The organism is Brevundimonas vesicularis (assembly GCF_044807075.1).
In the GTDB taxonomy this organism is placed as follows: domain Bacteria; phylum Pseudomonadota; class Alphaproteobacteria; order Caulobacterales; family Caulobacteraceae; genus Brevundimonas; species Brevundimonas vesicularis_G.
The window spans coordinates 241,937-266,012 of the sequence record NZ_CP085234.1 but is presented as its reverse complement, the minus strand read 5'-3'; the positions used below and the strand labels follow the sequence as shown (position 1 = coordinate 266,012).

Annotated in this window: 28 protein-coding genes; 11 read left to right on the top strand and 17 right to left on the bottom strand. The window is 67.0% G+C overall.

Translation table 11 applies throughout. The features are described 5' to 3' along the window. Positions 1-14: 14 nt before the first annotated feature. From LG306_RS01325 to LG306_RS01295, 7 genes are read right to left on the bottom strand one after another with little or no spacing between them, the layout of a single operon-like run. On the bottom strand, positions 15-500 hold the full coding sequence (locus LG306_RS01325; RefSeq protein ID WP_017505496.1) for a Fur family transcriptional regulator: 486 nt from the start codon (positions 498-500) through the stop codon (positions 15-17). A 27-nt stretch (positions 501-527) separates the two neighbouring features. Then, positions 528-971: a GNAT family N-acetyltransferase gene (locus tag LG306_RS01320; RefSeq protein WP_404417417.1), complete on the bottom strand. Its 444-nt coding sequence runs from the start codon at positions 969-971 to the stop codon at positions 528-530. Continuing rightward, a complete protein-coding gene (gene tsaB, locus LG306_RS01315; protein WP_404417414.1) occupies positions 968-1,648 on the bottom strand; it encodes a tRNA (adenosine(37)-N6)-threonylcarbamoyltransferase complex dimerization subunit type 1 TsaB in 681 nt (226 codons plus the stop codon). Before tsaB ends, LG306_RS01320 begins: the two co-directional genes overlap by 4 nt. A 9-nt stretch (positions 1,649-1,657) precedes the next feature. Then, a complete protein-coding gene (locus LG306_RS01310; RefSeq protein WP_404417411.1) occupies positions 1,658-2,065 on the bottom strand; it encodes a helix-turn-helix domain-containing protein in 408 nt (135 codons plus the stop codon). Between the two features lie 45 nt (positions 2,066-2,110). After that, positions 2,111-2,692 (bottom strand): helix-turn-helix domain-containing protein, encoded by a 582-nt coding sequence (locus LG306_RS01305; RefSeq protein WP_404417409.1) that lies wholly within the window; start codon positions 2,690-2,692, stop codon positions 2,111-2,113. 56 nt (positions 2,693-2,748) lie between these two features. Next, positions 2,749-3,309, bottom strand: a complete 561-nt coding sequence (locus LG306_RS01300) for a NifU family protein (RefSeq protein ID WP_404417406.1) — start codon at positions 3,307-3,309, stop codon at positions 2,749-2,751. Between the two features lie 49 nt (positions 3,310-3,358). Beyond that, a complete protein-coding gene (locus LG306_RS01295; protein WP_404417403.1) occupies positions 3,359-4,933 on the bottom strand; it encodes a helicase HerA-like domain-containing protein in 1,575 nt (524 codons plus the stop codon). 98 nt (positions 4,934-5,031) lie between these two features. Between LG306_RS01295 and LG306_RS01290 the strand changes: the two genes are divergently transcribed. Beyond that, positions 5,032-6,165 carry an AI-2E family transporter gene (locus LG306_RS01290; protein ID WP_404417400.1) on the top strand — a complete coding sequence of 378 codons (1,134 nt, stop codon included), beginning with the start codon at positions 5,032-5,034 and terminating at the stop codon, positions 6,163-6,165. Here the strand turns inward: LG306_RS01290 and obgE are convergent, their stop codons facing one another. The 7 genes from obgE to LG306_RS01255 form a co-directional block, all read right to left on the bottom strand. Continuing rightward, positions 6,166-7,212, bottom strand: a complete 1,047-nt coding sequence (gene obgE / locus LG306_RS01285; RefSeq protein WP_404417397.1) for a GTPase ObgE — start codon at positions 7,210-7,212, stop codon at positions 6,166-6,168. Between the two features lie 51 nt (positions 7,213-7,263). Then, positions 7,264-7,572, bottom strand: coding sequence for a TonB family protein (locus tag LG306_RS01280; RefSeq protein WP_404417394.1), 309 nt, complete (start codon positions 7,570-7,572; stop codon positions 7,264-7,266). Positions 7,573-7,636: 64 nt separating this feature from the next. Further along, complete coding sequence (locus tag LG306_RS01275) at positions 7,637-9,091, bottom strand: NAD-dependent succinate-semialdehyde dehydrogenase (RefSeq protein WP_404417391.1); 1,455 nt, start codon at positions 9,089-9,091, stop codon at positions 7,637-7,639. A gap of 93 nt (positions 9,092-9,184) precedes the next feature. Beyond that, positions 9,185-9,322: an entericidin A/B family lipoprotein gene (locus LG306_RS01270; RefSeq protein ID WP_017505506.1), complete on the bottom strand. Its 138-nt coding sequence runs from the start codon at positions 9,320-9,322 to the stop codon at positions 9,185-9,187. A gap of 50 nt (positions 9,323-9,372) precedes the next feature. Next, on the bottom strand, positions 9,373-11,067 hold the full coding sequence (locus LG306_RS01265; RefSeq protein WP_404417388.1) for a sensor histidine kinase: 1,695 nt from the start codon (positions 11,065-11,067) through the stop codon (positions 9,373-9,375). Positions 11,068-11,169: 102 nt separating this feature from the next. Then, complete coding sequence (locus tag LG306_RS01260) at positions 11,170-11,781, bottom strand: sigma-70 family RNA polymerase sigma factor (RefSeq protein ID WP_404417385.1); 612 nt, start codon at positions 11,779-11,781, stop codon at positions 11,170-11,172. After that, entirely contained in the window at positions 11,778-11,978 is a 201-nt protein-coding gene (locus tag LG306_RS01255) for a NepR family anti-sigma factor (RefSeq protein ID WP_066554012.1), read from the bottom strand. The genes LG306_RS01260 and LG306_RS01255 overlap by 4 nt, the downstream gene beginning before the upstream one ends. 203 nt (positions 11,979-12,181) lie before the next feature. On the opposite strand from LG306_RS01255, the gene LG306_RS01250 reads away from it, so the two are divergent. The 3 genes from LG306_RS01250 (at position 12,182) to LG306_RS01240 (ending at position 14,768) form a co-directional block, all read left to right on the top strand. Beyond that, a complete protein-coding gene (locus LG306_RS01250; protein ID WP_026108480.1) occupies positions 12,182-12,976 on the top strand; it encodes a response regulator in 795 nt (264 codons plus the stop codon). Positions 12,977-13,313: 337 nt separating this feature from the next. Then, complete coding sequence (locus LG306_RS01245) at positions 13,314-14,345, top strand: NADP-dependent oxidoreductase (protein ID WP_404417381.1); 1,032 nt, start codon at positions 13,314-13,316, stop codon at positions 14,343-14,345. Between the two features lie 15 nt (positions 14,346-14,360). After that, positions 14,361-14,768, top strand: coding sequence for an acyl dehydratase (locus LG306_RS01240; RefSeq protein ID WP_017505512.1), 408 nt, complete (start codon positions 14,361-14,363; stop codon positions 14,766-14,768). A gap of 61 nt (positions 14,769-14,829) precedes the next feature. On the opposite strand, the gene LG306_RS01235 is transcribed toward LG306_RS01240, so the two are convergent. Further along, positions 14,830-15,612 carry a SapC family protein gene (locus LG306_RS01235; protein WP_045809526.1) on the bottom strand — a complete coding sequence of 261 codons (783 nt, stop codon included), beginning with the start codon at positions 15,610-15,612 and terminating at the stop codon, positions 14,830-14,832. A 117-nt stretch (positions 15,613-15,729) separates the two neighbouring features. On the opposite strand from LG306_RS01235, the gene LG306_RS01230 reads away from it, so the two are divergent. From LG306_RS01230 to LG306_RS01200, 7 genes are all read left to right on the top strand, one after another. Further along, complete coding sequence (locus LG306_RS01230) at positions 15,730-16,218, top strand: Fur family transcriptional regulator (RefSeq protein WP_017505514.1); 489 nt, start codon at positions 15,730-15,732, stop codon at positions 16,216-16,218. Positions 16,219-16,220: 2 nt separating this feature from the next. Next, positions 16,221-17,111 (top strand): alpha/beta fold hydrolase, encoded by an 891-nt coding sequence (locus LG306_RS01225; protein ID WP_404419612.1) that lies wholly within the window; start codon positions 16,221-16,223, stop codon positions 17,109-17,111. Between the two features lie 22 nt (positions 17,112-17,133). Continuing rightward, a complete protein-coding gene (locus tag LG306_RS01220) occupies positions 17,134-17,856 on the top strand; it encodes a nicotinate-nucleotide adenylyltransferase (RefSeq protein WP_404417377.1) in 723 nt (240 codons plus the stop codon). Between the two features lie 144 nt (positions 17,857-18,000). Next, positions 18,001-18,435: a ribosome silencing factor gene (gene rsfS / locus LG306_RS01215; protein WP_082064315.1), complete on the top strand. Its 435-nt coding sequence runs from the start codon at positions 18,001-18,003 to the stop codon at positions 18,433-18,435. 4 nt (positions 18,436-18,439) lie between these two features. After that, positions 18,440-18,904: a 23S rRNA (pseudouridine(1915)-N(3))-methyltransferase RlmH gene (rlmH, locus tag LG306_RS01210; RefSeq protein ID WP_295186099.1), complete on the top strand. Its 465-nt coding sequence runs from the start codon at positions 18,440-18,442 to the stop codon at positions 18,902-18,904. A gap of 1 nt (position 18,905) precedes the next feature. Continuing rightward, a complete protein-coding gene (locus LG306_RS01205) occupies positions 18,906-19,985 on the top strand; it encodes a murein hydrolase activator EnvC family protein (protein WP_404417373.1) in 1,080 nt (359 codons plus the stop codon). A gap of 139 nt (positions 19,986-20,124) precedes the next feature. Then, positions 20,125-21,501 (top strand): S41 family peptidase, encoded by a 1,377-nt coding sequence (locus LG306_RS01200; RefSeq protein WP_404417370.1) that lies wholly within the window; start codon positions 20,125-20,127, stop codon positions 21,499-21,501. Positions 21,502-21,541: 40 nt separating this feature from the next. Here LG306_RS01200 and LG306_RS01195 read toward each other — a convergent pair whose 3' ends face one another. Continuing rightward, entirely contained in the window at positions 21,542-22,714 is a 1,173-nt protein-coding gene (locus LG306_RS01195) for a carboxynorspermidine decarboxylase (protein WP_404417367.1), read from the bottom strand. A 13-nt stretch (positions 22,715-22,727) separates the two neighbouring features. Continuing rightward, complete coding sequence (locus tag LG306_RS01190) at positions 22,728-23,933, bottom strand: saccharopine dehydrogenase C-terminal domain-containing protein (RefSeq protein ID WP_404417364.1); 1,206 nt, start codon at positions 23,931-23,933, stop codon at positions 22,728-22,730. Positions 23,934-24,076: the final 143 nt, after the last annotated feature.

The window sequence follows — 24,076 nt, the reverse complement described above, 5'->3', positions numbered from 1 at the left end:
CGACAAGCCGAGCGTCAGCCCGCATCCACATCGGCGGGATCGACGCGCGCCGCATGGCGGGTGAAGATCAGACCTTCGCGCTTGGACGGCTCGGCGCCCTCGATCGCAACGCCATAGAGCTCCAGCTTGTGGCCGATCAGCTGGAAGCCCAGCCGTTCCGCGATCTCGTTCTTCAGCCGCTCGATCTCGGCGTCGAAGAATTCGATCACCTCGCCCGACTTTGTGTCGATCAGGTGGTCATGATGGTCGTCGCCGGCCTCTTCATAGCGGCTGCGGCCGTCGCCGAAGTCGTGCTTCTCGACCACGCCCGCCTCTTCGAACAGGCGCACGGTGCGATAGACGGTGGCGATGGAGATGTGCGGATCAATGGCCGAGGCGCGGCGATACAGCTCTTCCACATCCGGGTGGTCTGCGGCGTTGGACAGCACCCGGGCGATCACCCGGCGCTGTTCGGTCATACGCATGCCGCGCTCGGCGCAGAGTTTTTCGATCCGGTCCATGCGCCTAGAATAGGGGCTTGGATCGCATCAGGGAAGCGTCAGGTTGGCAGGCGGCGCACAGAGGTCGCGGCTCATCACCACGGCATCGGTCCGCGATCCGTCGGCGCCCGCATAATAGGCTTTGCGGCGACCGATCGGATCGAAGCCGGTCCGCTCATACAGGCCGCGCGCGGCGACATTGTCGTCGGCGACCTCCAGGAACAGCCGCGTCGCGCCGGCCTGGGCTGCAGCGACGGCCGCCGCCTCGACCAGACGCCGCCCCAATCCGTGGCGGCGCGCGGGCGGGACCACGGCTAGGGTCAGGATTTCCGCCTCGTCGACCACGGTGCGGATCAGGATGAAGCCGTCGGGCTCGCTGACCGCCAGCACGCCCGGTTGCGACAGCAGATCGGCGAAGGTGTCGGCGCCCCACGGCGCGGCAAAGGCCTGGGCGTGCAGGGCGGCGAGTGAGGCGGGGTTCGCCGCCGTCACGGCGCGGGCTGGCGCGGCTGGCCCGGCAGGCGGCTGGGCGGCGTGGCGTCGGGCGCGCGCAGATAGAGCGGACGGGGCGGCTGGGTCGCCGGATCGGCTGAGGCGGCCAGGCGCGCCAGCGCCTGCGGCGACGGTGCGACCCGGTCGTCCATATGCGCGAAGGGCAGATCGGGGAAGGCCTGGGTCACGACCGCCGCGCCATTGCCGACCAGGGCGACGCCCGGTCCGATGTCGGCGATCCGCCGCGCAGCCTCTTCCAGCGACAACGCTTCATCGGGGCCGAGGGACGCGCCGTCGGCGCAGAGGCGCGCATAGACCTGACCGCGCCGCGCATCGATCAGGGCTGCAATGGGGCCGTCTTGATTGGCGAGCGAGGCGGCAAGCGCGTCCAGCGCCGACAGACCCACGACCGGCCGATCCAGCGCCGCGCCCAGACCCTGGGCAAAGGCCAGACCGACGCGCAGACCGGTGAACGAGCCCGGTCCGACCGTGACGCCGATCCGGTCCAGGCTCTCGAAACTGCCGCCCGCCTCGGCCATGACGTCGCGCACCAGGCCGCCGATCCGTTCCTGATGCCCCTTGGTCATCGGCTCGAAGCGCACGGCCAGCGCGCGATCGTCCTCGAACACCGCCGCCGTGCAGGCGCCGAGCGCCGTATCGATCACCAGAAGTCTCATGGGCGTCTTCTAGGCGGCTCTGGCGAGAACCTCCACCAGTCGTGTCAGCGCCTGGCGCACGGCGCGATCGTCGATACGGGAAAAGCCATCGGCCATGGCGCGGCCTTCGGGCGTCGAGGCCAGAGATCGGATCAAGACAAGCTCGGGATTGACGTTCGACTCGGGTCGATCCGGGAAGAAGGTTTCGACAGGCAGGTCCAAGGCTATGGCCAAGCGATGCAGACGCGCCGCCGAAATGCGATTCTTCCCGCCCTCGTATTTTTGAAGCTGCTGGCAACTGACGCCGACCATCTCGCCGAGCGCCGTTTGAGACAGCCCGAGAGCCGTGCGTCGCGCCATGATTCGCGCGCCGACCAGAACGTCCAGAGGCTCGACCGCCCGTGCCGTCTTGCGTGTTGCTACATCCGTCTTGCCCATGACAGAACCGTTTCACAACCTAACCGAGAATGCAACTTTTTCGTTTCATCTCTCCAATCTGGCGATAACGGCGGACGTTCGTGCGATCAGGCGGCGCTCTATGATCTCTTCCTGGTCCAGCCCCCCGGCGCCCCGCACATGTATCTCCTGATCGTTCGCCCAGTCGAACAGACGCACTCGTGTTGATCCATCCGACATTTCGATCACGCAGCCTTGGCCTTTCCGGGGCCAAAGATCCGGCTCGTATTGCAGTTGCACGCCGGGTTCGGCCCAAGGGGAAAGGTCTTCGTTGCAAATCTGGATGCGGTGCAAGCCCATTGATCGACCGTCGAAGGCGCGGCTTCTGCTTTGCACCCCTGTCGGATTCGGTGTTTGCGTCGGCTCGGCCTTGCCGGACGCCAGCAAGGCCAGGGCGTCGGGACTGGCGTCCAGGGCGGCGGTGAGGCGACGCTGGACGTCAGGTCGGAACAGGCCGGGCCGTCGGCCGGACTCGTAAAGGCCCCAGCCTTGGCTCGTCATGTTCACGCGCGCGCCGGCTTCGGCCTGAGACAAGCCGCGTTCGCGACGCAGGGCGGCGAGCGCCTCGCCAAGGCGTAGAACTTCAGGGTCGGGAACGAAACGGGGCATCAACCTAAGATGGCGCCCGTCGGCGTGTCTGGCGAGGACGAAAACCGTCCGGTCGATCAGAGGGTCTGCTCGACCCGCGTCACCTCGGGCACGTAGTGGCGCATCATCTGCTCGACCCCGGCCTTCAAGGTCGCCGACGACGACGGGCAGCCGGCGCAGGCGCCGCGCATCCGCAGGTTCAGTACGCCGGTCGCCTCGTCGAAGGAATCGAACAGGATGTCGCCGCCGTCCTGGGCCACGGCGGGGCGGATGCGGCTGTCCAGCAGGGCCTTGATCTCGGCGACGATCTCGCTGTCGTCCTCGGCATGGCCGTCGGTTTCGCCGCCGGCGCCGCGCGTCAGGGGCTGACCCGAGACGAAGTGATCCATGACGACGCCCAGGATCGGCGCCTTCATCTCTGACCACTCCGGACCCTGCGGCTGGCGGGTCACCGAAACATAGTCCGCGCCGAAAAAGACGCCATCGACGCCTTCCAACTCGAACAACGCCTCCGCAAGCGGAGAGGCCGTCGCCTCGTCGATGGTGCGGTATTCCAGCGCGGCGCTCGGCGACACGTCGCGGCCGGGCAGGAACTTCAGCACGTTGGGATTGGGCGTGGGTTCGGTCTGGATGAACATGGGCGGGAGATGCGCTCCCCCCCGCCCCGTTGCAAGACCCGAGCGGAACCTAGCGCCGCTTCAGCCCGCCCAGCAGACCGCGCATCAGCTCGCGGGTCAGGGTCGATCCGGCCGTGCGCAGGACCGACTTGGTCAGCGCCTCGACCGGCGTTTCGCGGGTGGACCGGCGCGTAGGCTTTGCGGCCTCGCGCGCCGCCCGCGCTTCGGCCTGAGCCTGAGCCTTCGCCCGCGCTTCGGCGGCCTTCTGATCGGCCTTGGCCTGGATGGCGGCCGCCTTGTCCGCCTCGGCCTGCGCCTTGGCCTGAACTTGGGCCTGGATTTCAGCCTGATCGGCGGCGCTGTGACGATTGGCCAGGATTTCGGCGGCGGATTCGCGGTTCAGCACCTGCTCGTAAAGGCCCCGCACCGGGCTGGCGGCCATGACGGCGGCGCGCTCGGTATCGGTCGCCGGACCCAGGCGCGAGGCCGGCGGGCGGATCTTGGTGCGGGCCACGATGGTCGGGGCGCCCTTTTCGTCCAGCACGGACACCAAGGCCTCGCCCACGCCCAGACCCTGAATGGCCTCGGCCGTGTCGAAGGCGGCGTTGGCGCGGAAACTCTGTGAGGCCGCCTTCAGCCCCTTCTGTTCGGACGGCGTATAGGCGCGAAGCGCGTGCTGAATGCGGTTGCCCAGCTGGGCCAGGACGCTGTCGGGGATATCGGCCGGGTTCTGCGTCACGAAATAGACCCCGACCCCCTTGGATCGGATCAGGCGCACGACCTGTTCGACCTTTTCCAACAGAGCGCGCGGGGCGTCGTTGAATAGCAGGTGGGCCTCGTCGAAGAAGAAAACCAAGCGCGGCTTCTCCGGATCGCCCACCTCTGGAAGCTGTTCGAACAGTTCCGACAGCAGCCACAGCAGGAAGGCCGCATACAGGCGCGGACTGTTCATCAGCCGGGTCGAATCCAGCACATTGACCTGGCCCCGGCCGTCCAGGCCGACGCGGATCATGTCTTCCAGCTTCAGCGCCGGCTCGCCGAAGAAGGCGTCGCCGCCCTGCTGCTCGATCTGCAACAGCGCGCGCTGGATGGCGGCGATGGAGGCGGGGGCGACATTGCCGACCTCGCGCCCGATCCGCTCGGCGTTCTCGCCGACATAGACCAGCAGGCTCCTCAGATCGTCGAGGTCCAGCAGCAGCAGGCCTTCCTTGTCCGCGACGTGGAAGACGACGGTCAGCACGCCCTCCTGCACCTCGTTCAGGTTCAGCATCCGCGCCATCAGCACAGGGCCGATCTCCGACACCGTGGTGCGGATCGGATGCCCCTTCTGCCCATACAGGTCCCAAAAGACGGTGGGGGCGGCGCGCGGCGTCAGGGTCAGGCCCATCTCCGTCGCGCGGGCGAGCAGCTTCTCGTTCGGCGCACCGACCTGGGAGATGCCCGACAGGTCGCCCTTCACATCGGCGCAGAAGACCGGCACCCCGGCGTCGGAAAAGCCTTGGGCCATGATCTGCAGCGTGACCGTCTTGCCGGTGCCCGTCGCGCCGGCGACGACGCCGTGGCGGTTGGCGCGATTGAACAGCAGGTTTTCCGGCTGGGCGGCGTCGGACTGGCCGAGGAACAGGCCGGGCAGGGCGTCGGGCATTGGGGTCTCCGATGGCGTCTCCGGCAAAGGTCTAGCGCGTTCCCCGCGCGCTCGGAACAGCGATTGACGGCGACGGCGGGCGGTTCGACAACACGATCATGAAAAACCCCATCGCTACGCCATCCTCGGTCGCCGCTCGCAATGCCCTCGGCGTCATCGCCACGGTCGCGGCTGGTGCGGCGATCTACTGGCTGCGGGACATCCTGACGCCGCTGGCGATGGCCATCTTCCTCTTAATCATGATCGATGGGGTGAAGCGGTCGGTCGAGGCGCGCACGCCGTTGAACAGCCGCATGGCCGGGATCGCGGCCCTGACGCTGGTGGTGCTGGCCTTCTTCGCCTCCATCGCCATCATCGTGAACGGGGCGGCGGGCTTCTTCGGCGAGGCGTCCGGCGTGTCCCAGAACATCGGCCCTCGCATCGATCAGATCATTCGCGACGCCTATGGGCTGGTGCGTCTGGCCAATCCGCCGACGGCGCAGGACCTGATCAACGGCGTCGACGTGCGCGGCTGGCTGACCTCGATCGCCTTCCAGGCGCAGGGCATCGTTTCGGGGGCCTTCTTCGTCCTGGTCTATCTCGGCTTCCTCCTGGCCTCCCAGGTCGGTTTTCGGCGCAAGCTCATCGCCATGTTCCCGTCCGAGGATCAGCGCGACGAGGCGGTCGCGGTGTTCCAGCGCGTACGCGGCGGGGTCGAGGGCTATATCTGGGTGCAGTCGGTGACCGGCGCGATGATCTGCGTCGTCGCCTGGATCCTGATGCGGGCGGTCGGGCTTCAGAACGCCGAGTTCTGGACCTTCGTCATCTTCATCGTCGGCTTCATCCCCGTGCTGGGCGGGGCGGTCGCCGGTCTGGCCCCGCCGCTGTTCGCCCTGGTCCAGTTCGAAAGCTATTTGCCCGCGGCCATCCTGCTGGTCGGGTTGCAGGTCATCCTGTTCGTCGTCGGCAACTTCATCCAGCCGCGCATGCAGGGCGACAACCAGAACATCGACCCGGTCGTGGTGCTGCTGGCCCTGGCCTTCTGGGGCAAGCTGTGGGGCGTGGTCGGCATGTTCCTGTCCACGCCGCTGGCGGTCATGGCCATGGCGATCCCGGCCGAGTTCAAGGGCTCGCGCTGGATGGCGATCCTTCTTTCGGGCGACGGCGAGCCCTATGTGGACGAGGGCGAGAAGGCCGAAAAGCCGAAGCCGGCCCGCCGCAAGCCCAAGCCGGAGCCTGCGGCGGAGGCCTGATCAGGGCTGCCAGCCGCTGATCTGGTCCGCCTCGCTGTCGCCGGCCAGGGCGCCGCGCGTCTTCTTCACCTCGGCCCAGGCGGCGCGCAGCAGGGCGGGCACGCCCTCGCCCGACACGCCGGACACCAGCATGGGACGGCGACCGGCGACGGCCTCCAGCTCGGCGGCCTTTTCCTCGCGCGCCTCGGGCGTCAGGGCGTCGATCTTGTTCAGGGCCAGGATTTCGGCCTTGTCCGCCAGACCCTCGCCATAGGCTTCAAGCTCGCCCCGGATGATGCGGTAGGCCTCGACCACGTCGTCCTGGGTCCCGTCGATCAGGTGGATCAGGCTGGCCGAGCGTTCGACGTGGCCCAGGAACCGCGTGCCCAGTCCCGCGCCCTCGCTGGCGCCCTCGATCAGGCCAGGAATGTCGGCGATGACGAACCGTTCGGACGGCGACAGGTCCACCATCCCCAGGTTCGGCGCCAGGGTGGTGAACGGATAGTCGGCGATCTTGGGTTTGGCGGCGCTGGCGGCCGACAGGAAGGTCGATTTGCCAGCGTTCGGAAGACCCGCCAGACCGATGTCGGCGATCAGTTTCAGCCGCAGCCAGATCCAGCGTTCCTGCCCGTCCTGGCCGGGGTTGGCGTAGGTCGGCGCCTGATTGGTCGGCCCTTTGAAGCGTACATTGCCCCAGCCGCCGTTGCCGCCCTTCAGCAACAGCTCCATCTTGCCGGGCGTGTCCATGTCCAGCAGGACCGTTTCCTTGTCCTCGTCCAGCACCTGGGTGCCGAGGGGCACCTTCAGATGCACGTCCTCGCCTTTGCCGCCGTGCATCTGGCGCCCTTGGCCGTGGTGGCCGGTCTGGGCCTTGAAATGCTGCTGATAGCGATAGTCGATCAGCGTGTTCAGACCCTCGACCGCCTCGATCCAGACATCTCCGCCCTTGCCGCCGTCGCCGCCGTCCGGCCCGCCGTTCGGGATGAATTTCTCGCGTCGAAACGACACGGAGCCCGCGCCGCCGTTGCCGGAGCGGATATAGATCTTGGCCTGGTCGAGGAACTTCATCGCGGGCTTATGCCGCAGAAGCGCGGCGAATTACAGGCGTGACCTCAAGGATCAGCGCGTGGAGAAGTTCAGCCTGACTTCGCGGGGTCCGGTCTGGCCTGGCTGAGCGCGCGCCGATCTGACGCCGCGGATGGCTTCGCGACCAAAGCCCATGCCCGCAGGGGTTTCGGAAACGACGACGCAGTTCGTGGCTGCGCCGTTCTCCATGAAGACGCATCGCAGCACGACCGAACCCGAAGCCCCGGCTTCAAGCGCCTTGGGCGGCGTTTCCACCCTCGGGGGCTCGGCCCAGACGACGGGAGGCGACGATGGAGCCGGAGCGGTCTGGACCAATATGGCGGCGAGAAGTGCGTTCAACATGGTTGCACCTTAGCTCTCTTCGGTTGCAGAGCAAGCCGCCCTTCGTCTGCCCGGCGACCGGGCGCTATTTGAGCGCCAGCGTCACCGTCTTGACGTCCACATATTCGTCGATGCCGTGGATCGAGCCTTCGCGGCCATAGCCCGACTGCTTGACCCCGCCGAACGGCGCGACGGCGGTGGAGATCAGACCGGTGTTGACCCCGCACATGCCGGCCTCGATCCGCCGGCTGAACCGCATGGCGCGGTCCAGATCGCGGGTGAACAGATAGGAGGCCAGGCCGTAATCGCTGGCGTTGGCCTTCTCCAGCGCCTCCTCCTCGGTGTCGAAGGCGAAGACGGGGATCATGGGGCCGAACGTCTCTTCCTCGCGGAACAGGGCGTCGTCGCCGCCCAGGGTCACGGTCGGCTGGAAGAAGCGGCCGCCCAGATCGTGGCGCGCCCCGCCGGTCAGGACCCGGCCGCCGTCGGCCTTGATCGCCGCCACATGCTTTTCGACCTTGTCGATGGCCTTGTCCTCGATCAGCGGGCCGACCTTCACGCCGTCGTCGAAGGCGGGGCCGACCACGATCTTGGCCACCTCGGCGGCCAGTTTCTCGGCATAGGTCTCGGCGACCGACCGCTCGACATAGACGCGGTTCGGACAAACGCAGGTCTGGCCCGAGTTCCTGAACTTGCCCTTGATGGTCTCGGCGACGGCCAGATCCAGATCGGCGTCGGCGAAGACGATCAGGGGGGCGGCGCCGCCCAACTCCATCGACACACGCTTCAGCGTTCCGGCACATTGCTCGGCCAGCTTGCGGCCCACGCCGGTCGAACCTGTGAAGGACAATTTGCGGATCGCAGGACTGTCGGTCAGCACCTTGCCGATGGTGGCGGCGTCCCCGGTGACTATCGACAGGGCGCCTTTCGGCAGGCCGGCTTCATAGGCCAGTTCGGCCAGGGCGATGGCGGTGAAGGGCGTCTGGCTGGCCGGCTTGACCACGGCGGTGCAGCCTGCCGCGAAGGCCGGCCCCAGCTTTCGCGTCAGCATGGCGGCGGGGAAGTTCCAGGGCGTGATCAGCGCGCATGGCCCGACCGCCTCGCGATAGGTCAGGATCAGATGGCCCAGCGGACTGTCCTGGGTCTCGCCGATCAACCGTTCGGCTTGGCCGGCGAACCACTTCAGGAAACCGTTGGCGTAGGTGACCTCGCCCTTGGCCTCCTCGAACGGCTTGCCGTTTTCCAGCGCCATCAGGGCGCCCAGACCCTCCAGATTGTCGTCGATCAGCGCCGCCCATTTGCGCAGGAAGGCCGCACGTACGTGCGGATCGGATCGCGACCAGGTCTTGAACGTCTCGTTCGCCGCCGCGATGGCCTGTTCGGTTTCGGCGGCGCCCAGATCGGGGACATGGCCGATCACATCGCCTGTCGCCGGATCATCGACGGCGATGCCGCCGCCGTTGGCCGGAATGGCCTTGCCGGCGATCAGGGCGTGCTGGCGCAAGAGTTTGAGGCCGGCGTCGCGGGCGGTGTGGTTCACGGGATGGCTCCTGTCGCGGTCCTGAAACGAACAAGGCCCCGACGATGCGGGGCCTTGCCGGTAGAATGCTGCAGCCTGGGCTGCGGCTGTCGATTAGTTCTTGGCGTCTTGGGCGGCGCCGGTCACGGCCTGGCCGGCGGCCTGGGTGTCACGGCCCACGCCTTCGACGGTGTTGCAGGCGGCGGTGGTCAGGGCGGCGGCGGCGGCGACCAGAACGAAAATCTTGCGCATAGGGGAAGCTCCAAGGTTGGCCGGGGTGAAACTCCGCCGGTCTCGCCTCATCAACGCGACGCCAGCGCTGCGGTTCCGGGCGTCTTGTCCGACGGATCGACGGGCGCGAGCGCTTCCGGGGTGGCGAAGATCATGCGGGCGATGGTGCCGCCGCCGGGCGGGGCGGCGAACTCGGTCTCGCCGCGCAACTGTTTGGCGAAGGCGCTCATCAGGGTGCGGCCCACCCCGACCTCGGCGCCGGCCTGGGCGCCAGGGCCATTGTCCTCGACTTCCAGAACCGATGTCTCGCCCTGAACGCGGAAGCGAACCTTCAGCTCGCCGCCGCTGTGGGCGAAGGCGTGTTTCTGCGCATTGCTGACCGCCTCGACCAGCCACAGCGCCAAAGGCGCCAGTTTGTCGGGATCGACGTGAAGGGAATCGGCGTGCACCGAGCTGATGACAACCGGCCCGCGACCCGCCTCGCTGGCCACCAGCTGCCCCACCAGTTCGGTCAGGAACTCGCGCGCATCGGCGTGGCGAATGTCGTTGCTCTGATACAGGGTGCGGTAGATCAGGGCCAGGGCCGAGATGCGCTGGCGCGTATCGCCCAGCGCCGCCTTGGCCGGCGCATCGGTCAGGGCGCGCTGCTGCATCGACAGCAGGGAGGAGATGATCTGAAGGTTGTTTTTCACCCGGTGATGGATCTCGCGCATCAGCGCGTCTTTTTCCATCAAGGCGTCCGTCAGTTCGCGGTCGCGCAGGGTGATGGCCTCGGCCATCTCATCCAGGGTGCGCGCCATGGTGCGGATTTCCGACGGGGCGTTCATCGCCTGCAGCGGACGAACCGAGAATCGGCCCTTGGCGTAGATGGCCGCGACCCGCTCCAGATAATCCAGCCAGCGGATGAAGATCCGCTCCGACAGCAGCATCACCGCCGCGAACGCCGTCAACCAGGCGCCCAGAGGCAGCAACAGGGTGCCGATCGGATTGAGTCGCGCCCAGGACAACCACCCCGGCGCCGGGGCCGACAGCAGGGCGTAAAGGTCGCCGCCGGCCAGGGCCGCGCCCGCATAGTCGCGACGCTGATTCTGCGCATCCTTGGCCTCGAATACCGCAGAGCCCTGATCGCGCGCCCGATCGACCCAGCCCGCGATGTCGTCGCCGGCCGAGAGTTTGAACACGTCGGGATCGCTGGCCGTCAGAATGCGGCCGGCGCCGTCGGTCAATGCCGCTTGTGCGCCCGACGGCAGCGCGGCGTCAGTGACATCGGGTTGCAGGGCGGAGAAGGGGATCACGGCGACCATGGCGCCGTCGAACCGGCCCATCGGCCGCTCAGCGCGGGTGGCCACGATCAGCGCGCCTTCATAGCCGGCGCCGTCGGGCGCGCGCATGACGACAAGCTCTTCGCCGTTGCGCAGCCGCTGGAACCAAGTCGCCTGGGCGGCGGGCGCCACGCCGGATCTCACGCCGTCCGCCCGGCCCGAGGCGCAGACCGCCTCGCCCGTCGGGCTGATGCGATACAGACCCTCATAACCTTCCAGTCGTCCGACCAGCGCCGTCAGGCGCGGTGCGCAATATGGACCCACCGCATCGGGGCTAAGCGCGCGCAACAGCACCTGCGCGCTGTCCAGCTGCGCCTTTGCGCTGGAGGCGCTGCGTTCGGCCGCCAGTTGAAGATCCACCTGCCGGTCGTCGGCCTGTCTTTGGAAGTCCGCCTGCGTCTGGATCAGGCTGAGCACGAAGATCGGCAGCAGGGCCATGGCCATGGCCGCGCCCAGACGAAAGCGGATGCCCTGAAAGCGATCCGTCCGCCACGTGCGACCGAGCCGCGACCGTGAGGTCTCCCTGGTCGTCTCATTCACCGCAGATCAGCTCCGGGCGCCGGCCAGCCTGTCGGCCTCGCCGAGAATCGAGCGCATGGCGTCGCCTGCCGCCTTGCCGTCGCGTCCGTAGCCGCCCCGTTCCAGGGTGGCTTGCAAGGCCCGGCGTGCGCGGCTGACGCGGCTCTTCACCGTGCCGACGGCGCAGCCGCAGATTTCGGCCGCTTCTTCGTAGGCGAAACCGCCGGCGCCAACCAGGAGCAAGGCCTCGCGCTGCTCTTCGGGCAGGGTCTTCAGGGCTTGACGCAGCTCGTCCAAAGCCACGGGCGCCTCGGGATCGTCCACGGCGACCAGTGTCCGTTCGGCCGCTTCCTGATCCAGCTGCGATTGGCGCCACGAGCGGCGCTTTTCGGAATAGAACTGATTGCGCAGGATCATGAAGGTCCAGGCCTTCATGTTCGTGCCCATCTGATAGCTGGCGCGCGCGTCCCAGGCCTTCATCATGGCGTCCTGCGCGAGATCGTCCGCCGCGGTCGGGTCGCCGGTCAAGGTCCGGGCGAAGGCGCGCAAATGCGGGATCAGCAACACCAGTTCGCGCTTGAAGCCCTCGTCGTCGGCCGAGGCGGGTTTGGGAGCGGCCCCCAGGCGTGAGGTGCTCATGCGGCGCCGTCCGAAGCCTTGGCGTCGGCGCGTTTTAGAATGTCGAGAAACTCATCGGGCACGGGTTCGTTCACGACCTCGTCGAACATATGCCGCAGCTTAACGCCGATGGCCTGCTGGCGAAGACGCGCTTCTTCAAGCCCTGCCTCCCCCTTTGGGTCGCCTTTGGCACGAGAGGAGTCTGGAGAATCGATCATAGACAGAGCCAAGCCCACCCAACTGTCATCATGAGAAGATGTCGGTCTCAAACGTCATCAGACCTGCAGGGTTCCTGCATGAACGGCTTTTAATGCTAAAGCTTGTTCGCAGCGGCGGAACCGTGGTGCGAATGCGACGTTTAATCCGCCTACAGCGCCCTTCCCCCGCGGGATTGGGCTATGATTTGTCGGGGACTATCTGAATGAGCCTTCTGGCCAGACTCGCGCCGCACCTTCCTTATGTGCGCCGTTACGCACGCGCCCTGACCGGCGATCAATCCACCGGCGACAACTATGTCCGCGTCGCTCTGGAGGCCTTGGCCGCCGGCGAGCAGCAGCTGTCGGCCGATATGACGCCGCGCGTCGCTCTTTATCATGTCTTCCACGCGATCTGGTCCTCGACCGGCGCGCAGCTGGAAACCGGCACGCTGGAAACCACGGGCAGCGACGCCTCGCAGCGTCTGCTGCGCATCGCACCGCGCTCGCGTCAGGCCTTCCTGCTGACGGCGCTTGAAGGCTTCACCCCTTCGGAAGCCGCACAAATCCTGTCTGCCGATCCGCGCGATGTGGAACGCCTGATCGCTGACGCCCAGGCCGACATTGACGCCGAACTGGCCACCGATGTTCTGGTCATCGAGGATGAGGCCATCATTTCGGCCGACATCCAGAGCCTGGTCACGGAACTGGGTCACCGCGTCACCGGCACCGCCACGACGCACGACGAGGCGATCGACGCCGTCGCCCGCCACAAGCCGGGTCTGGTGCTGGCCGACATCCAGCTGGCCGACGGTTCGTCGGGCATCGATGCGGTCAAGGATATCCTGAAGACCATGGATGTGCCGGTGATCTTCATCACCGCCTTCCCGGAGCGCCTGCTGACCGGCGAGCGCCCCGAGCCGACCTTCCTGATCACCAAACCCTTCCAGCCGGAAACGGTGAAGGCGGCGATCAGCCAGGCGCTGTTCTTCCACCCGTCGCGCCAGAAGGAAGCCGCCTAAAACGCGGTCTTTCGCTGACGAAAAGATCGGCCTCGGTCCCTCGGGAGCGAGGCCTTTTCTTTGTTTTGCGCCGGCATTGATGGGCCAAAGTACGAAAGCGCAAAAAAAGCGATCGAGAACGGGAACCGGCTTCGGGCGCCGCCGTTATCGGTCCGTGGAGGCGGCGACGCCCCCCGACTTGATCTGCGAAAGCTGATCATGCCGCCTCCGCGCCTCATTCTCGATGATGCCACTTCAAAGCGATCCGAAAGGGTCGCTTTTTTCTTGGCGCACACCTCGACCGAAGCCGCTGTCGCGGCCAAGATGGTGGTCAAAGAAAACGCACGGAGAGACGCCAATGGCTTCGACAAGCGGGAAGACGAACCGTCAATGGGTGCTGCGCCAGCGCCCCAAGGGCCTGATCCAGCCCGGCGATCTGGAACTGGTCGAGACGCCCATCCCTGATCTGAAGGAGAACGAGGTGCTGGTCCGCACGGTCTATCTGTCGCTGGACCCGACCAATCGCACTTGGATGAATGATTCCGAGGGCTATCTGCCGCCGGTCGGCCTGGGCGAGGTCATGCGCGGCCTGACGCTGGGCGTGGTCGAAGCCTCGCGATCCAGCCGCTTCAAAACAGGCGATGTCGTCATGCCGACCTCGGGCGGCTGGGCCGACTATGCGGTCGTGCCGGAAAGCGGCCTGCGTCCGGTGCATCGTGCGCCCGGTTTGCCGCTGACCGCGAATATGTCGGTGCTCGGCATGACCGGCCTGACCGCCTATTTCGGCGTCACCGATGTGTTGAAGGCCAAGGAAGGCGAGACCATCGTCATCTCGGCCGCCGCCGGCGCGGTCGGCTCCATCGCGGGGCAGATCGCCAAACAGCGCGGCTGCCGCGTCATCGGCATCGCGGGCGGCCCGCAGAAGTGCGCCTGGCTGACCGACGAACTCGGCTTCGACGCGGCCATCGATTACAAGAACGAGGATGTCGGCGAGGCGCTGGACCGTCTGGCCCCCGACGGCGTCGATCTGAATTTCGAGAATGTCGGCGGCGACATCATGATCGCGGTGTTCAACCGGCTGAAGGTCCATGGCCGGATGGCGGTCTGCGGCCTGGTGTCCTCCTACAATGCGACCAAGGCGCCGCCGTCGCCGAACTTCGCGCGCATCATCACCCATCGCTTGCACGTCCAGGGCTTCCTGGTTCTGGACTACGCCCCGCGCGCTCGCGAGATGGTCGCGGAAATGGGCCCGTGGCTGGCGGACGGCCGGGTGAAGTGGAAGGTTCACGTCGACGACGGGCTGGAAGGCGCGGTGGAGTCGTTGAATCGCTTGTTCACCGGCGATCACGACGGCAAGCTGCTGGTTCGCGTTTCCGAAGAACCCGCCTGAACCCAAGGTCTGCGCATGAGCGATCCGCTGCACGTCCATTTCGAAGACCTGGAGGTGGGGCAGGTTGTGCCGCTGGGCGCCTGTGCGGTCGATCAGGGGGCGCTGGACGTCTTCATCGAGCGGTTCTCGCCGGGCTGGGACGTGGCCTACGGCGCGCCGGACGCCATGGTCTATGTGCTGTGGAGTCGACTGGCGGCCGACAAGTCCGGCGGCTGGGCCCAGACCAAGGTCCTGGCCGTCGATGGGCTGCGTTACATGCGCAATCCGCCGGCCGGCGAACTCTTGCGGGGTCGCATGACGGTGATGGGCAAGGATCCGGTCGGCGACGACAAGGGCATTGTCATCGCCTCGCATGACCTGCTGGACGAGGCTGGGCGTCTGGTCTTTTCCTGCCTGACGCGGGCGCTGTTTTCGCGCCGCTGAAACGAAAAACGCCCCGCCGGCGAACCGGCGGGGCGTTGATCGATCTTCGACAGATCGGGTCTTAGTTGACCGAGGTCGGGGCCTGGGCCTGACGCATCACGGCCATGGCGATCAGGCGGTCCCAACCGACCAGCGACACCAGGTGGGCGTAGATCTGGCCCAGGGCGCCGTTGTCGCGCAGCTCGACCAGCTTCTCGGCGGGCAGGGCGCGCAGCTTGTCTTCAGACACCGCATAGTATTCGGCCAGCTTCTGCGGCTGACCCGGCGTGCCGTCGGGATTGCGCGGCGTGAAGTGGGCTTCGCGGATGTCCAGCAGGTCCAGATCCTTGACCAGGGCGACGAAGCCCTCTGTGCGCTGGCGCTCCTGTTCGAAGTTGTTGCAGAACTCCATCGCCATGTTCGTGTAGTCGCTGGGCTGGCCGTCGACGAACAGCGGGTTCTGGCCGCCCTCGGCGACGATCGAGGCGCCGCGGTCGATGCACAGGATCAGGCGCTGGTTCTGCTTGTCGTCCGCGAAGACGAACGGATAGCGGCGCACATAGGCCGGCACATAGGCGTCGGCGCGGAACTCGCCGTCGGGCGCCACGAACAGGTTCTCGTTCGAGCTCAGGCCCATCACGGCGACCGGCTGGCGGTTCTCGCCGGTGAAGATGATCGGATAGGACAGGGCGGCGGCCGAGAATTCGGTGACCGTCAACGGCACGATATTGGTCTGGGCCACGAAGGCGTAGGGCTTGTCGCTCGGGTTCACGCCCAGGCCGCCGTGGACGCTCTGATCCAGCGGTTCGGGGTTCGTGTAGAAGAGGACGTTGCCTTCAAGCGGCGAATTGTTCGTGTCGGTCATGAAGCGAGGACGCTCTGGTTAAAGATCGGAGGCGCGCCTTCTAGCCCAACGCCGCGCAACCGGCAAACCCGCGATGCGTCGGTTGCAGTGGGGGTCGCCAGCCATTAGCTGTGGCGTATGGGTTCCGCCTGCGATCACGACCATGACCACTCCGGCCTGAACGGCGGGGCGCTGGACCGCGCCCTGGCGGCGGCCGAGGCGCGCGCGGTTCAGCAGGGCGAGCGTATGACGGCCCAGCGTCGTCGCGTCCTGGCCCTGCTGCTGGAAAGCGGCGAGCCGGTGAAGGCCTACGACCTGATCGCCCGCTTCGGCGAAGACGGTCAGGCCGCCAAGCCGCCGACTGTCTATCGCGCGCTGGAGTTTCTGGAACGGCTGGGCATGGTCCACCGCATCGCCTCCATCAGCGCCTATGTCGCCTGCACCGACGACGGCGAGGCCGCCCACGCGGCCGCCTTCTTGATCTGCGACTGCTGCGGCGCGACGCGCGAGGTCAGCGGCCCGGATCAGAGCGCCATGAACGCCGCCGCCTCGGCCGCCGGCTACGCCATCGCTCGCACGACGATCGAGGCGCATGGTCGCTGCGCCGCCTGTCGCGACGTCGCATGACCATGGATGCGGCGTTGATGTCCCCACCGCGTCGCCTGTCCGTGCCGATCGACAATCGCTGGGGCGCCGGCGAGATGGCCGTGCTGGATTTCGGCGATCCGAACCGGCCGGTCGATCTGATCTTCTCTCACGCCAACGGTTTCAACGCCGCCACCTATCGCAGCCTGTTGTCGCCGCTGTCGGCGTCCTTGCGGATCTGGGCGCCGGATCTGCGCGGCCATGGTCGGTCTGTGCTGCCGACCTTCGCGCGCCCCAAGACCAGCTGGCTGGACCATCGCGACGACCTGCTGGCGCTGCTGGAAGCCATCGACGGCCCGCCCGTGGTCATGGCCGGCCATTCGATGGGCGGCACGGCCTCGCTTCTGGCGGCCGCCGTCCGGCCGGATCGGGTGTCCAGCCTGGTGCTCTTCGATCCGGTGATCTGGAAACGCTCGGCGGTCTTCGCCTTCAACCTGCCCTTCTCCCACAAGCTGATGAAGGCGATCCCCATCGCCAAGGCCACCCTGCGTCGTCGCAGCCAGTTCGACAGCCGCGAACAGGCCATGGCCGCCTATCGCGGGCGCGGCGCCTTCAAAGGTTGGCCCGACATGGTGCTGGCCGACTATCTCTCCGAAGGCCTGAACGAAGGCGACGGCGGGTTCAGCCTGAGCGCGGCGCCGGCCTGGGAGGCGGCCAACTACGCAGCCCAGGCGCACGATCCGTGGCGGGCCATGAAACGCTATCCCGGACCGGTTCGCATCCTCAAAGCCGAACACGGCGCCCTGACCCATGTGCCGGTCCAGCCCAGAGGGCTGCCCAATGTCTCGGTCGAGGTCGTGTCCGGCGGCGGGCACCTGTTCCCCATGACCCATGCCGACGTGGCGCGCGACGCCCTGTTCGACGCCGCCGTCTGAGAACGAATTCTGTAGGCGGAGCATGGGCGCGCGCTATAAGGGCGCCGCTGAGCATAACGCCCGCCGCCCGAGACGCCGCTTGTCCTTCTTCCACGCCGGTCCCGCGCCCAAAGGCGCCGGCCCCCGCTCCGGGGCGCTGCGCGACGGCTTGATCCTCGCTCCAGGCATGAAGGTCGGCCTGTTCGGCGGCTCCTTCAATCCCGCCCACGACGGTCACGCCCATGTCGCCGAGACCGCCATGCGACGTCTGGATCTCGACCGGGTCGTCTGGCTGGTCTCGCCGCAGAACCCGTTGAAGGACGCCCGCCACAGCGCGCCGCTGGAGGACCGCATGGCCTCGGCGCGTCAGCACGCACGCGGTCCGTCGATGATCGTCTCGGATTTCGAGAGCCGGGCCGGGGTCGCCTGGACCGTCGATACCCTGCGCCTTCTGGTCGCGCGGCATCCCGGCGTGCATTTCGTCTGGCTGATGGGGTCGGACAATCTGGCCAGCTTCCACCGCTGGCGCGGCTGGACCGACATCATGCGGCTGATGCCGGTGGCGGTCATCGCCCGGCCGGGTTCGCTGCTGGACAGCCGCACGGCGCCGGCCGCCGCCCGCTTCGCCGGTTTCCGCATTCCGGCCCAGCAGGCGGGGCTTCTGCCGACGCTTCAGGCGCCCGCCTGGACCTATCTGACGGCGCCGCTCAACCCCCTGTCGTCCACGGCGATCAGGGCCGGCAAAGGCGAGCGCGCGACCTCGTGATCGCCGGATGATTCGGGCGGCGGTTCACGTTGCGGCCCATCCGTGCTAGAGGGCTTCTTTAGTCAACGCTCCCGGAGCCCTCCGCTGACCCCCTCGCCCGCGTATGATACGCAAGACGCCGCCGTCTCGAATACGGCGCACGAGATGGACCCTATCGAACCTCTCCATTCCGAAGACGGCTTTGAGTCCGACGCCTCCCCGCGCGGCTTCGACGATTCCGCTCCCCGCCCCGTCGGCTCCACGCCGCTGGAAGAAGCCCTGCTGAGCCGCCTCGACGAGGACAAGGCCCAGGACATGGTCCTGATCGACCTGAAGGGTAAAAGCGCCATGGCCGACACCATGATCGTGGCGTCCGGTCGTTCGCACCGTCACGTCGGCGCCATCGCCGACCACCTGCTGCGCACGCTCAAGGAACAGGGGCTGGGCAAGGCCAAGGTCGAAGGCCTGCCGCACTGCGACTGGGTTTTGATCGACGCCGGCGATGTGATCGTGCACCTGTTCCGTCCGGAAGTGCGCACCTTCTACAACATCGAAAAGATCTGGGCGGTCGATTCCGCTCACCGCATGGTCCGCGACTGACACCATGAAGCTGAGCATCGTCGCCATCGGCCGACCGGGCCGGGGGCCTGAAGCGACGCTCGCCGACGACTACGCCAAGCGCGCCACCCTGTCGGGACGCGCGCTTGGCCTCGGTCCCCTCGAACTGATCGATCTGGAAGCCCGCAGACCCGGCAAGGCGCCGGAGGCTGAGCTGATCTTGGCTGCCGCAGAGGGCGCGCACCTGATCGCCTGCGACGAGCGCGGCAAGACCTATTCCTCGCGCGCCTTCGCCGACCACATCGCCAAACTGAGGGATCAGGGCGAGCGCCGTCTGGTTTTCGCCATCGGCGGGGCGGACGGCCTGGACGCCAGCGTGCGCCAGGCCGCGTCTTCGACCTTGGCCTTCGGTCCCCAGACCTGGCCCCACGCCCTGGCGCGCGCCATGCTGGCCGAACAGCTGTATCGGGCCGTGACCATCCTGGCCGGATCGCCCTATCATCGCGACTGACATGCGTCGCGCCATACCCTTATCGCTGGCCCTGCTGACGGGTTTCGTCTGCGCCGCCCCGGCGATGAGCAGGCAGGCGCCCGAGAGCGAACTGTCGCGCATCCAGGCCGAATACCGCGACGAGACGGTGCGCGCCCGTCGTCTGCGCGCCGACGCCGACGCCGCCAAGACCGAACTGGCCCAGTTGGAACGCCGCCTGGCTTCGCTGCGGGCCGCCGAACAGACCGGCGACCGTCAGATCGACGATCAGCGCGCCCGGCTCCAGCAACTGACCGAACGCGAGGCCGAACTGGTCACGGATCTGGCGCGTGAGCGCGGCGCCCAGGGCCGTCTGCTCAGCGCGCTTCAGATGATGAGCCGCCGCCCGCCGCCGCCCTTGCTGGTGCCCGCCGACAAGGCCGTCGACACGGTGCGCGCCTCCATCCTGCTCAAGGCCATGACGCCGGATCTGGAAGGCCGCGCCAAGGTGCTGGCCGCCCGTCAGGCCGAGATAATGCGCATCCGCCGGCTCGCCGTCCTGTCCTCGGAGCGACTGCTGACGACCGAGAGCGAGCAGGGCGACCGGCGCGGCGAGATCGAGGGGCTGACGGCGCGCAAGACCGCCCTGACCGCCGTCCTGAACGCCGAGGCCCGCGCCGCCGAACGCGCTGCGGCCGTGCTGGAGCGTCGCATCCGCGAGCTGGGCGGCGCGGTCCCGATCCCTCAGGCCGAAGAGACGCCGACCGCTCGCCTTCCGGCCGGACGCGGTCGCCTCAGTTCGCCCGTCGCCGGCGCGCCCAGTCAGACCTGGGGCGCCGGAACCTCCGGCTGGCGCTGGCGGGCCGACCGCGCGGCCGTCACCGCGCCCGCCGACGCCAAGGTGGCCTACGCCGGGCCGCTGACGGGGTGGGGCAATGTCGTGGTGCTGGACCTCGGGCCCGGCTGGCGCGCCGTCATCGCCGGGTTGGAAAGTGTCGATGTGGGCCCGGACGCCCGGGTCTCGGACGGCCAGACCCTGGGGCGCAGCGGCCCGGACGGCGATGTCTATTTCGAATTGCGCCGCGACGAACGGCCGATCGATCCGGGACCGTGGTTGCGTTGAACCCGCAATAGTCCTTTGCATTCTCGTCTGACGCTGATTTTATCGGCGGGACGCCGCGTCGCCACGATTTGGTCGTGACGACGGGGCCTTAACCTTCCCACGGGCGCCCACAGTGATCGGCCCGACCGAAAGAGACCGAATGCGTAAACTGCTCCTCGTCGGCTGCGCCGCTCTGGTGCTCGGCGGATCCGCCGCTGCTGTCAGCAGCCAGACCCCGCGAAACGAAACCTTCCGCATGCTGGAGCTGTTCGGCGACGTGGTCGGCATCGTCGAGCAGGCCTATGTCGTCCCTGTCGACAACAAGAAGCTGATCGAGGCCGCGCTGGCCGGCATGATGACGGCGCTGGACCCGCACTCCAACTATCTGCCGCCCTCCAACTACGATGACCTGCGCGAGCGCACCGAAGGTCAGTATTCGGGCGTCGGCCTGACCATCAGCGCCGACGGCGGCATGGTGAAGGTCATCTCGCCGATGGACGACAGCCCCGCCGCCAAGGCCGGGGTCCAGGCGGGCGACGTGATCTCTTCGATCGAGGGCCAGAACGCGGCGGGCCTGACGGTCAGCCAAGTGTCCGAAAAGCTGCGCGGCGCCGTGGGCACCAGCGTCAAGGTGACCTTCCTGCGCGACGGCTCAGACCCGCTGGAAGTGACCCTAACCCGCGAGGTCATCAAGGTTCAGTCGGTCACCGGCCGGGTCGAGGGTGACTTCGGTTATCTGCGCGTCTCGACCTTCAACGAGAACACCGGCCGCGAGTTGAACGAGGCCATCGCCAAGATCAAGGCCGAAAAGCCGGGCGTGAAGGGCTATGTCCTGGACCTGCGCAACAACGGCGGCGGCCTGCTGAACGCCGCCATCGATGTGTCCGACGCCTTCCTGGAACGCGGCGAGATCGTCAGTCAGCGGGGCCGCAAGCCCGAGCAGATCCAGCGTTATTCCGCCAAGCCCGGCGACATCACCGGCGGCCTTCCGCTGGTCGTTCTGGTCAACTATGGCTCGGCTTCGGCGTCGGAAATCGTCGCCGGCGCCCTGAAGGATCATCAGCGCGCGACCATCGTGGGCCTGACCAGCTTCGGCAAGGGTTCGGTCCAGACCGTGATCCCGCTGCGTCAGGGCCAGGACGGCGCCTTGTCGATCACGACCGCGCGCTACTACACCCCCTCGGGCGCCTCGATCCAGAAGATCGGCATCGAGCCGGATCTGGAAGTCGCCCGCAACGAGGCCGAGGCCCGCATCGTCTCGCGCTCCAGCTTCATCTATTCCGAGGCCGCCTACGCCACGGCCCTGGACGCCTCCATCGGCGCCGAGCGCAAGGGTCCGCACACCCCGCGCGAAGCCCCGGGCGAAAAGTTCGACAAGGACAAGGACTATCAGCTTCAGCGCGCGCTGGACGTCCTGCGCGCCGGCGGCGACCTGTCGAAACTGTCGGCCCCGCCCGAAGGCATCGTCGTCACCGAACCCGGCTCGACGCCCAAGCCCGACGCCGAGCCGGCGGCGGACGTGCCGAAAGAAGAATAGGTCAGGGAAGGGCGGCGCGAGCCGCCCTTTTTCTTTGCGATCAGGACAGGCGGTCGCGGAAGGCCGAATAGTCGAACGCGCGCACCGTTCTCAGCGCATCCGTCTGGGAGTTCCACAGCACGATGGACGGCAGCGGTACGCCGTTGAAGGTATTGGTCTTCACCATCGAATAGTGGGCCTGGTCCAGAAACGCGATCCGCGTCCCCGGCGTCGGCCGTTCGGCGAAGACGTAGTCTCCGATGATGTCCCCGGCCAGGCACGACGGACCGCCCAGTCGCACCGTCACCCCATGTTCGGGTTCTTGCAGCAGCGCGGGGCGATAGGGCGCCTCGATCACATCCGGCATATGGCAGGTGGCGGAGATGTCGGTGATGCCGATGGGCATGCCGTTGTCGAAGACGTCCAGCACCTCGCCGATCAGTATGCCGGCGTCCAGCGCCACGGCCTCGCCCGGCTCCAGATAGACCTGAACCCCGTGCCTGGCCTGCAGATCGCGCACGAAGGCGATCAGATCGTCGGTCTGATAGTCGGCGCGGGTGATGTGATGCCCCCCGCCCAGGTTCAGCCATTTGATCCCGTCCAGCAGCGGCGCCAACTTCGGCTCCACCGCCGCCCAGATGCGCGACAGCGGCTGGAAATCCTGCTCGCACAGCGCATGGATATGCAGACCATCGACGCCGATCAGATGGTCGGCCGTCAGCTGCGAAACCGGAAAGCCCAGGCGCGAGCAGGGCTGGGCCGGGTCGTATTTGGCGACCTCGCCTTCGGAATGTTCGGGGTTCAGCCTCAGGCCGATCTCGAACACCTGCCCTTCAGCCCGCGCCTTGGCGATCAGGTCGGCGAAACGGGCGATCTGGGCCGGGTTGTTGAAGATGACGTGATCCGACAGACGCAGGATCTCGGGCAGGTCCTGCGCCGTATAGGCCGGCGAATAGGTCGTCAGCTCGCCCTTGTAGAACTCGCGCGCCAGCCGCGCCTCCCACAGACCCGAGGCGCAGACCCCGTCGAGGTATTCGCCGACCACGTCGGCCAGCGACCACATCGAAAACGCCTTCAGCGCCAGAAGCACGCGCGCCTCCGCTCCGTCGCGCACGCCCTTCAGCACGGACAGATTGCGACGGATGGCGGCCTCGTCCACCACGAAGGCGGGCGAGGCGACGCGGTTCAGGTCGAAATGCGCAAAGGCGCCCGGATCGCCGGCCTGGGTCTGCATTCAGTCGGTCCGATCAGAAATCCAGAGGGGCGTCCAGGTCCTGAACCTTCCACGGCAGGCCGTGCTTGTTCAGCATGTCCATGAAGGGATCGGGGTCCAGCTGCTCCATGTTGAACACGCCGTCGCCCTTCCACTGGCCGGTCACCATCAGAGCCGCGCCGATCATGGCCGGCACGCCGGTGGTGTAGCTGACGGCCTGGTTGCCGGTCTCGGCATAGGCCTCTTCGTGGTCGCAGATATTGTTGACGTAGACCGTCTTCTTGACCCCGTCCTTCAGGCCGGTGGCGATGACGCCGATGTTGGTCTTGCCCTTGGTGATCGGACCCAGCGAGGCCGGCTCGGGCAGCAGGGCCTTCAGCAACTCGATCGGAATGATCTCGCGGCCCTGGAACTGCATAGGCTCGATCGAGGTCATGCCGATGTTTTCCAGCACTTCGAGGTGCTTCAGATAGCTGTCGCCGAACGTCATCCAGAAGCGGATGCGCTTGATCTCGGGATAGAACTTCGCCAGCGATTCCAGCTCCTCATGGTACATGAGGTACATGTTCTTGGGACCCACGCCTTCGAAGTCGAAGGTCTGTTTGTGGCTCAGCGCCGGGCCTTCGACCCACTGGCCGTTCTCCCAGTGACGCGAGTTCGCCGTCACTTCGCGCAGGTTGATCTCGGGGTTGAAGTTGGTCGCGAAGGGCAAGCCGGTGTCGCCGCCGTTGCAGTCCAGGATGTCCAGCGTCTCGATGGAATCCAGCAGATGCTTCTTGACGTAGGTGGTGAAGACCGAGGTCACGCCGGGGTCGAAGCCCGAACCCAGCAGCGCCATCAGGCCGGCGTCCTTGAAACGGTCCTGATAGGCCCACTGCCACTTGTATTCGAACTTGGCCTCGTCGCGCGGCTCGTAGTTGGCGGTGTCCAGATAGTCGACGCCGGCGGCCAGGCAGGCGTCCATGATCGACAGGTCCTGATAGGGCAGGGCCAGGTTCACGACCAGTTCGGGCTGCACCTTCTGGATCAGCGCCGTGGTCGCCGCCACGTCGTCGGCGTCGATGGCCGCCGTGTCGATGTCGACGCCGAAGCGCGACTTCACGGACTGGGCGATCGCGTCGCACTTGGACTTGGTGCGGCTCGCCAGGGTGATATGCGAGAAGATGTCCGCGTTCATCGCCATCTTGTGGACGGCCACCGAACTGACGCCGCCTGCGCCGATAACCAGCACCTTGCTCATCTGTGCTTCTCCCGAAGTCTGAAACCCTGGCGACTACGCCGCCCCTATAAAGGGCGCGGCTCTTAGCACGATGATGACAATCCGCTAAATCCCTGCGCCGATATTGGCTTTTATAGCGTGACCGGATCGCTCCGGTTGCCTTT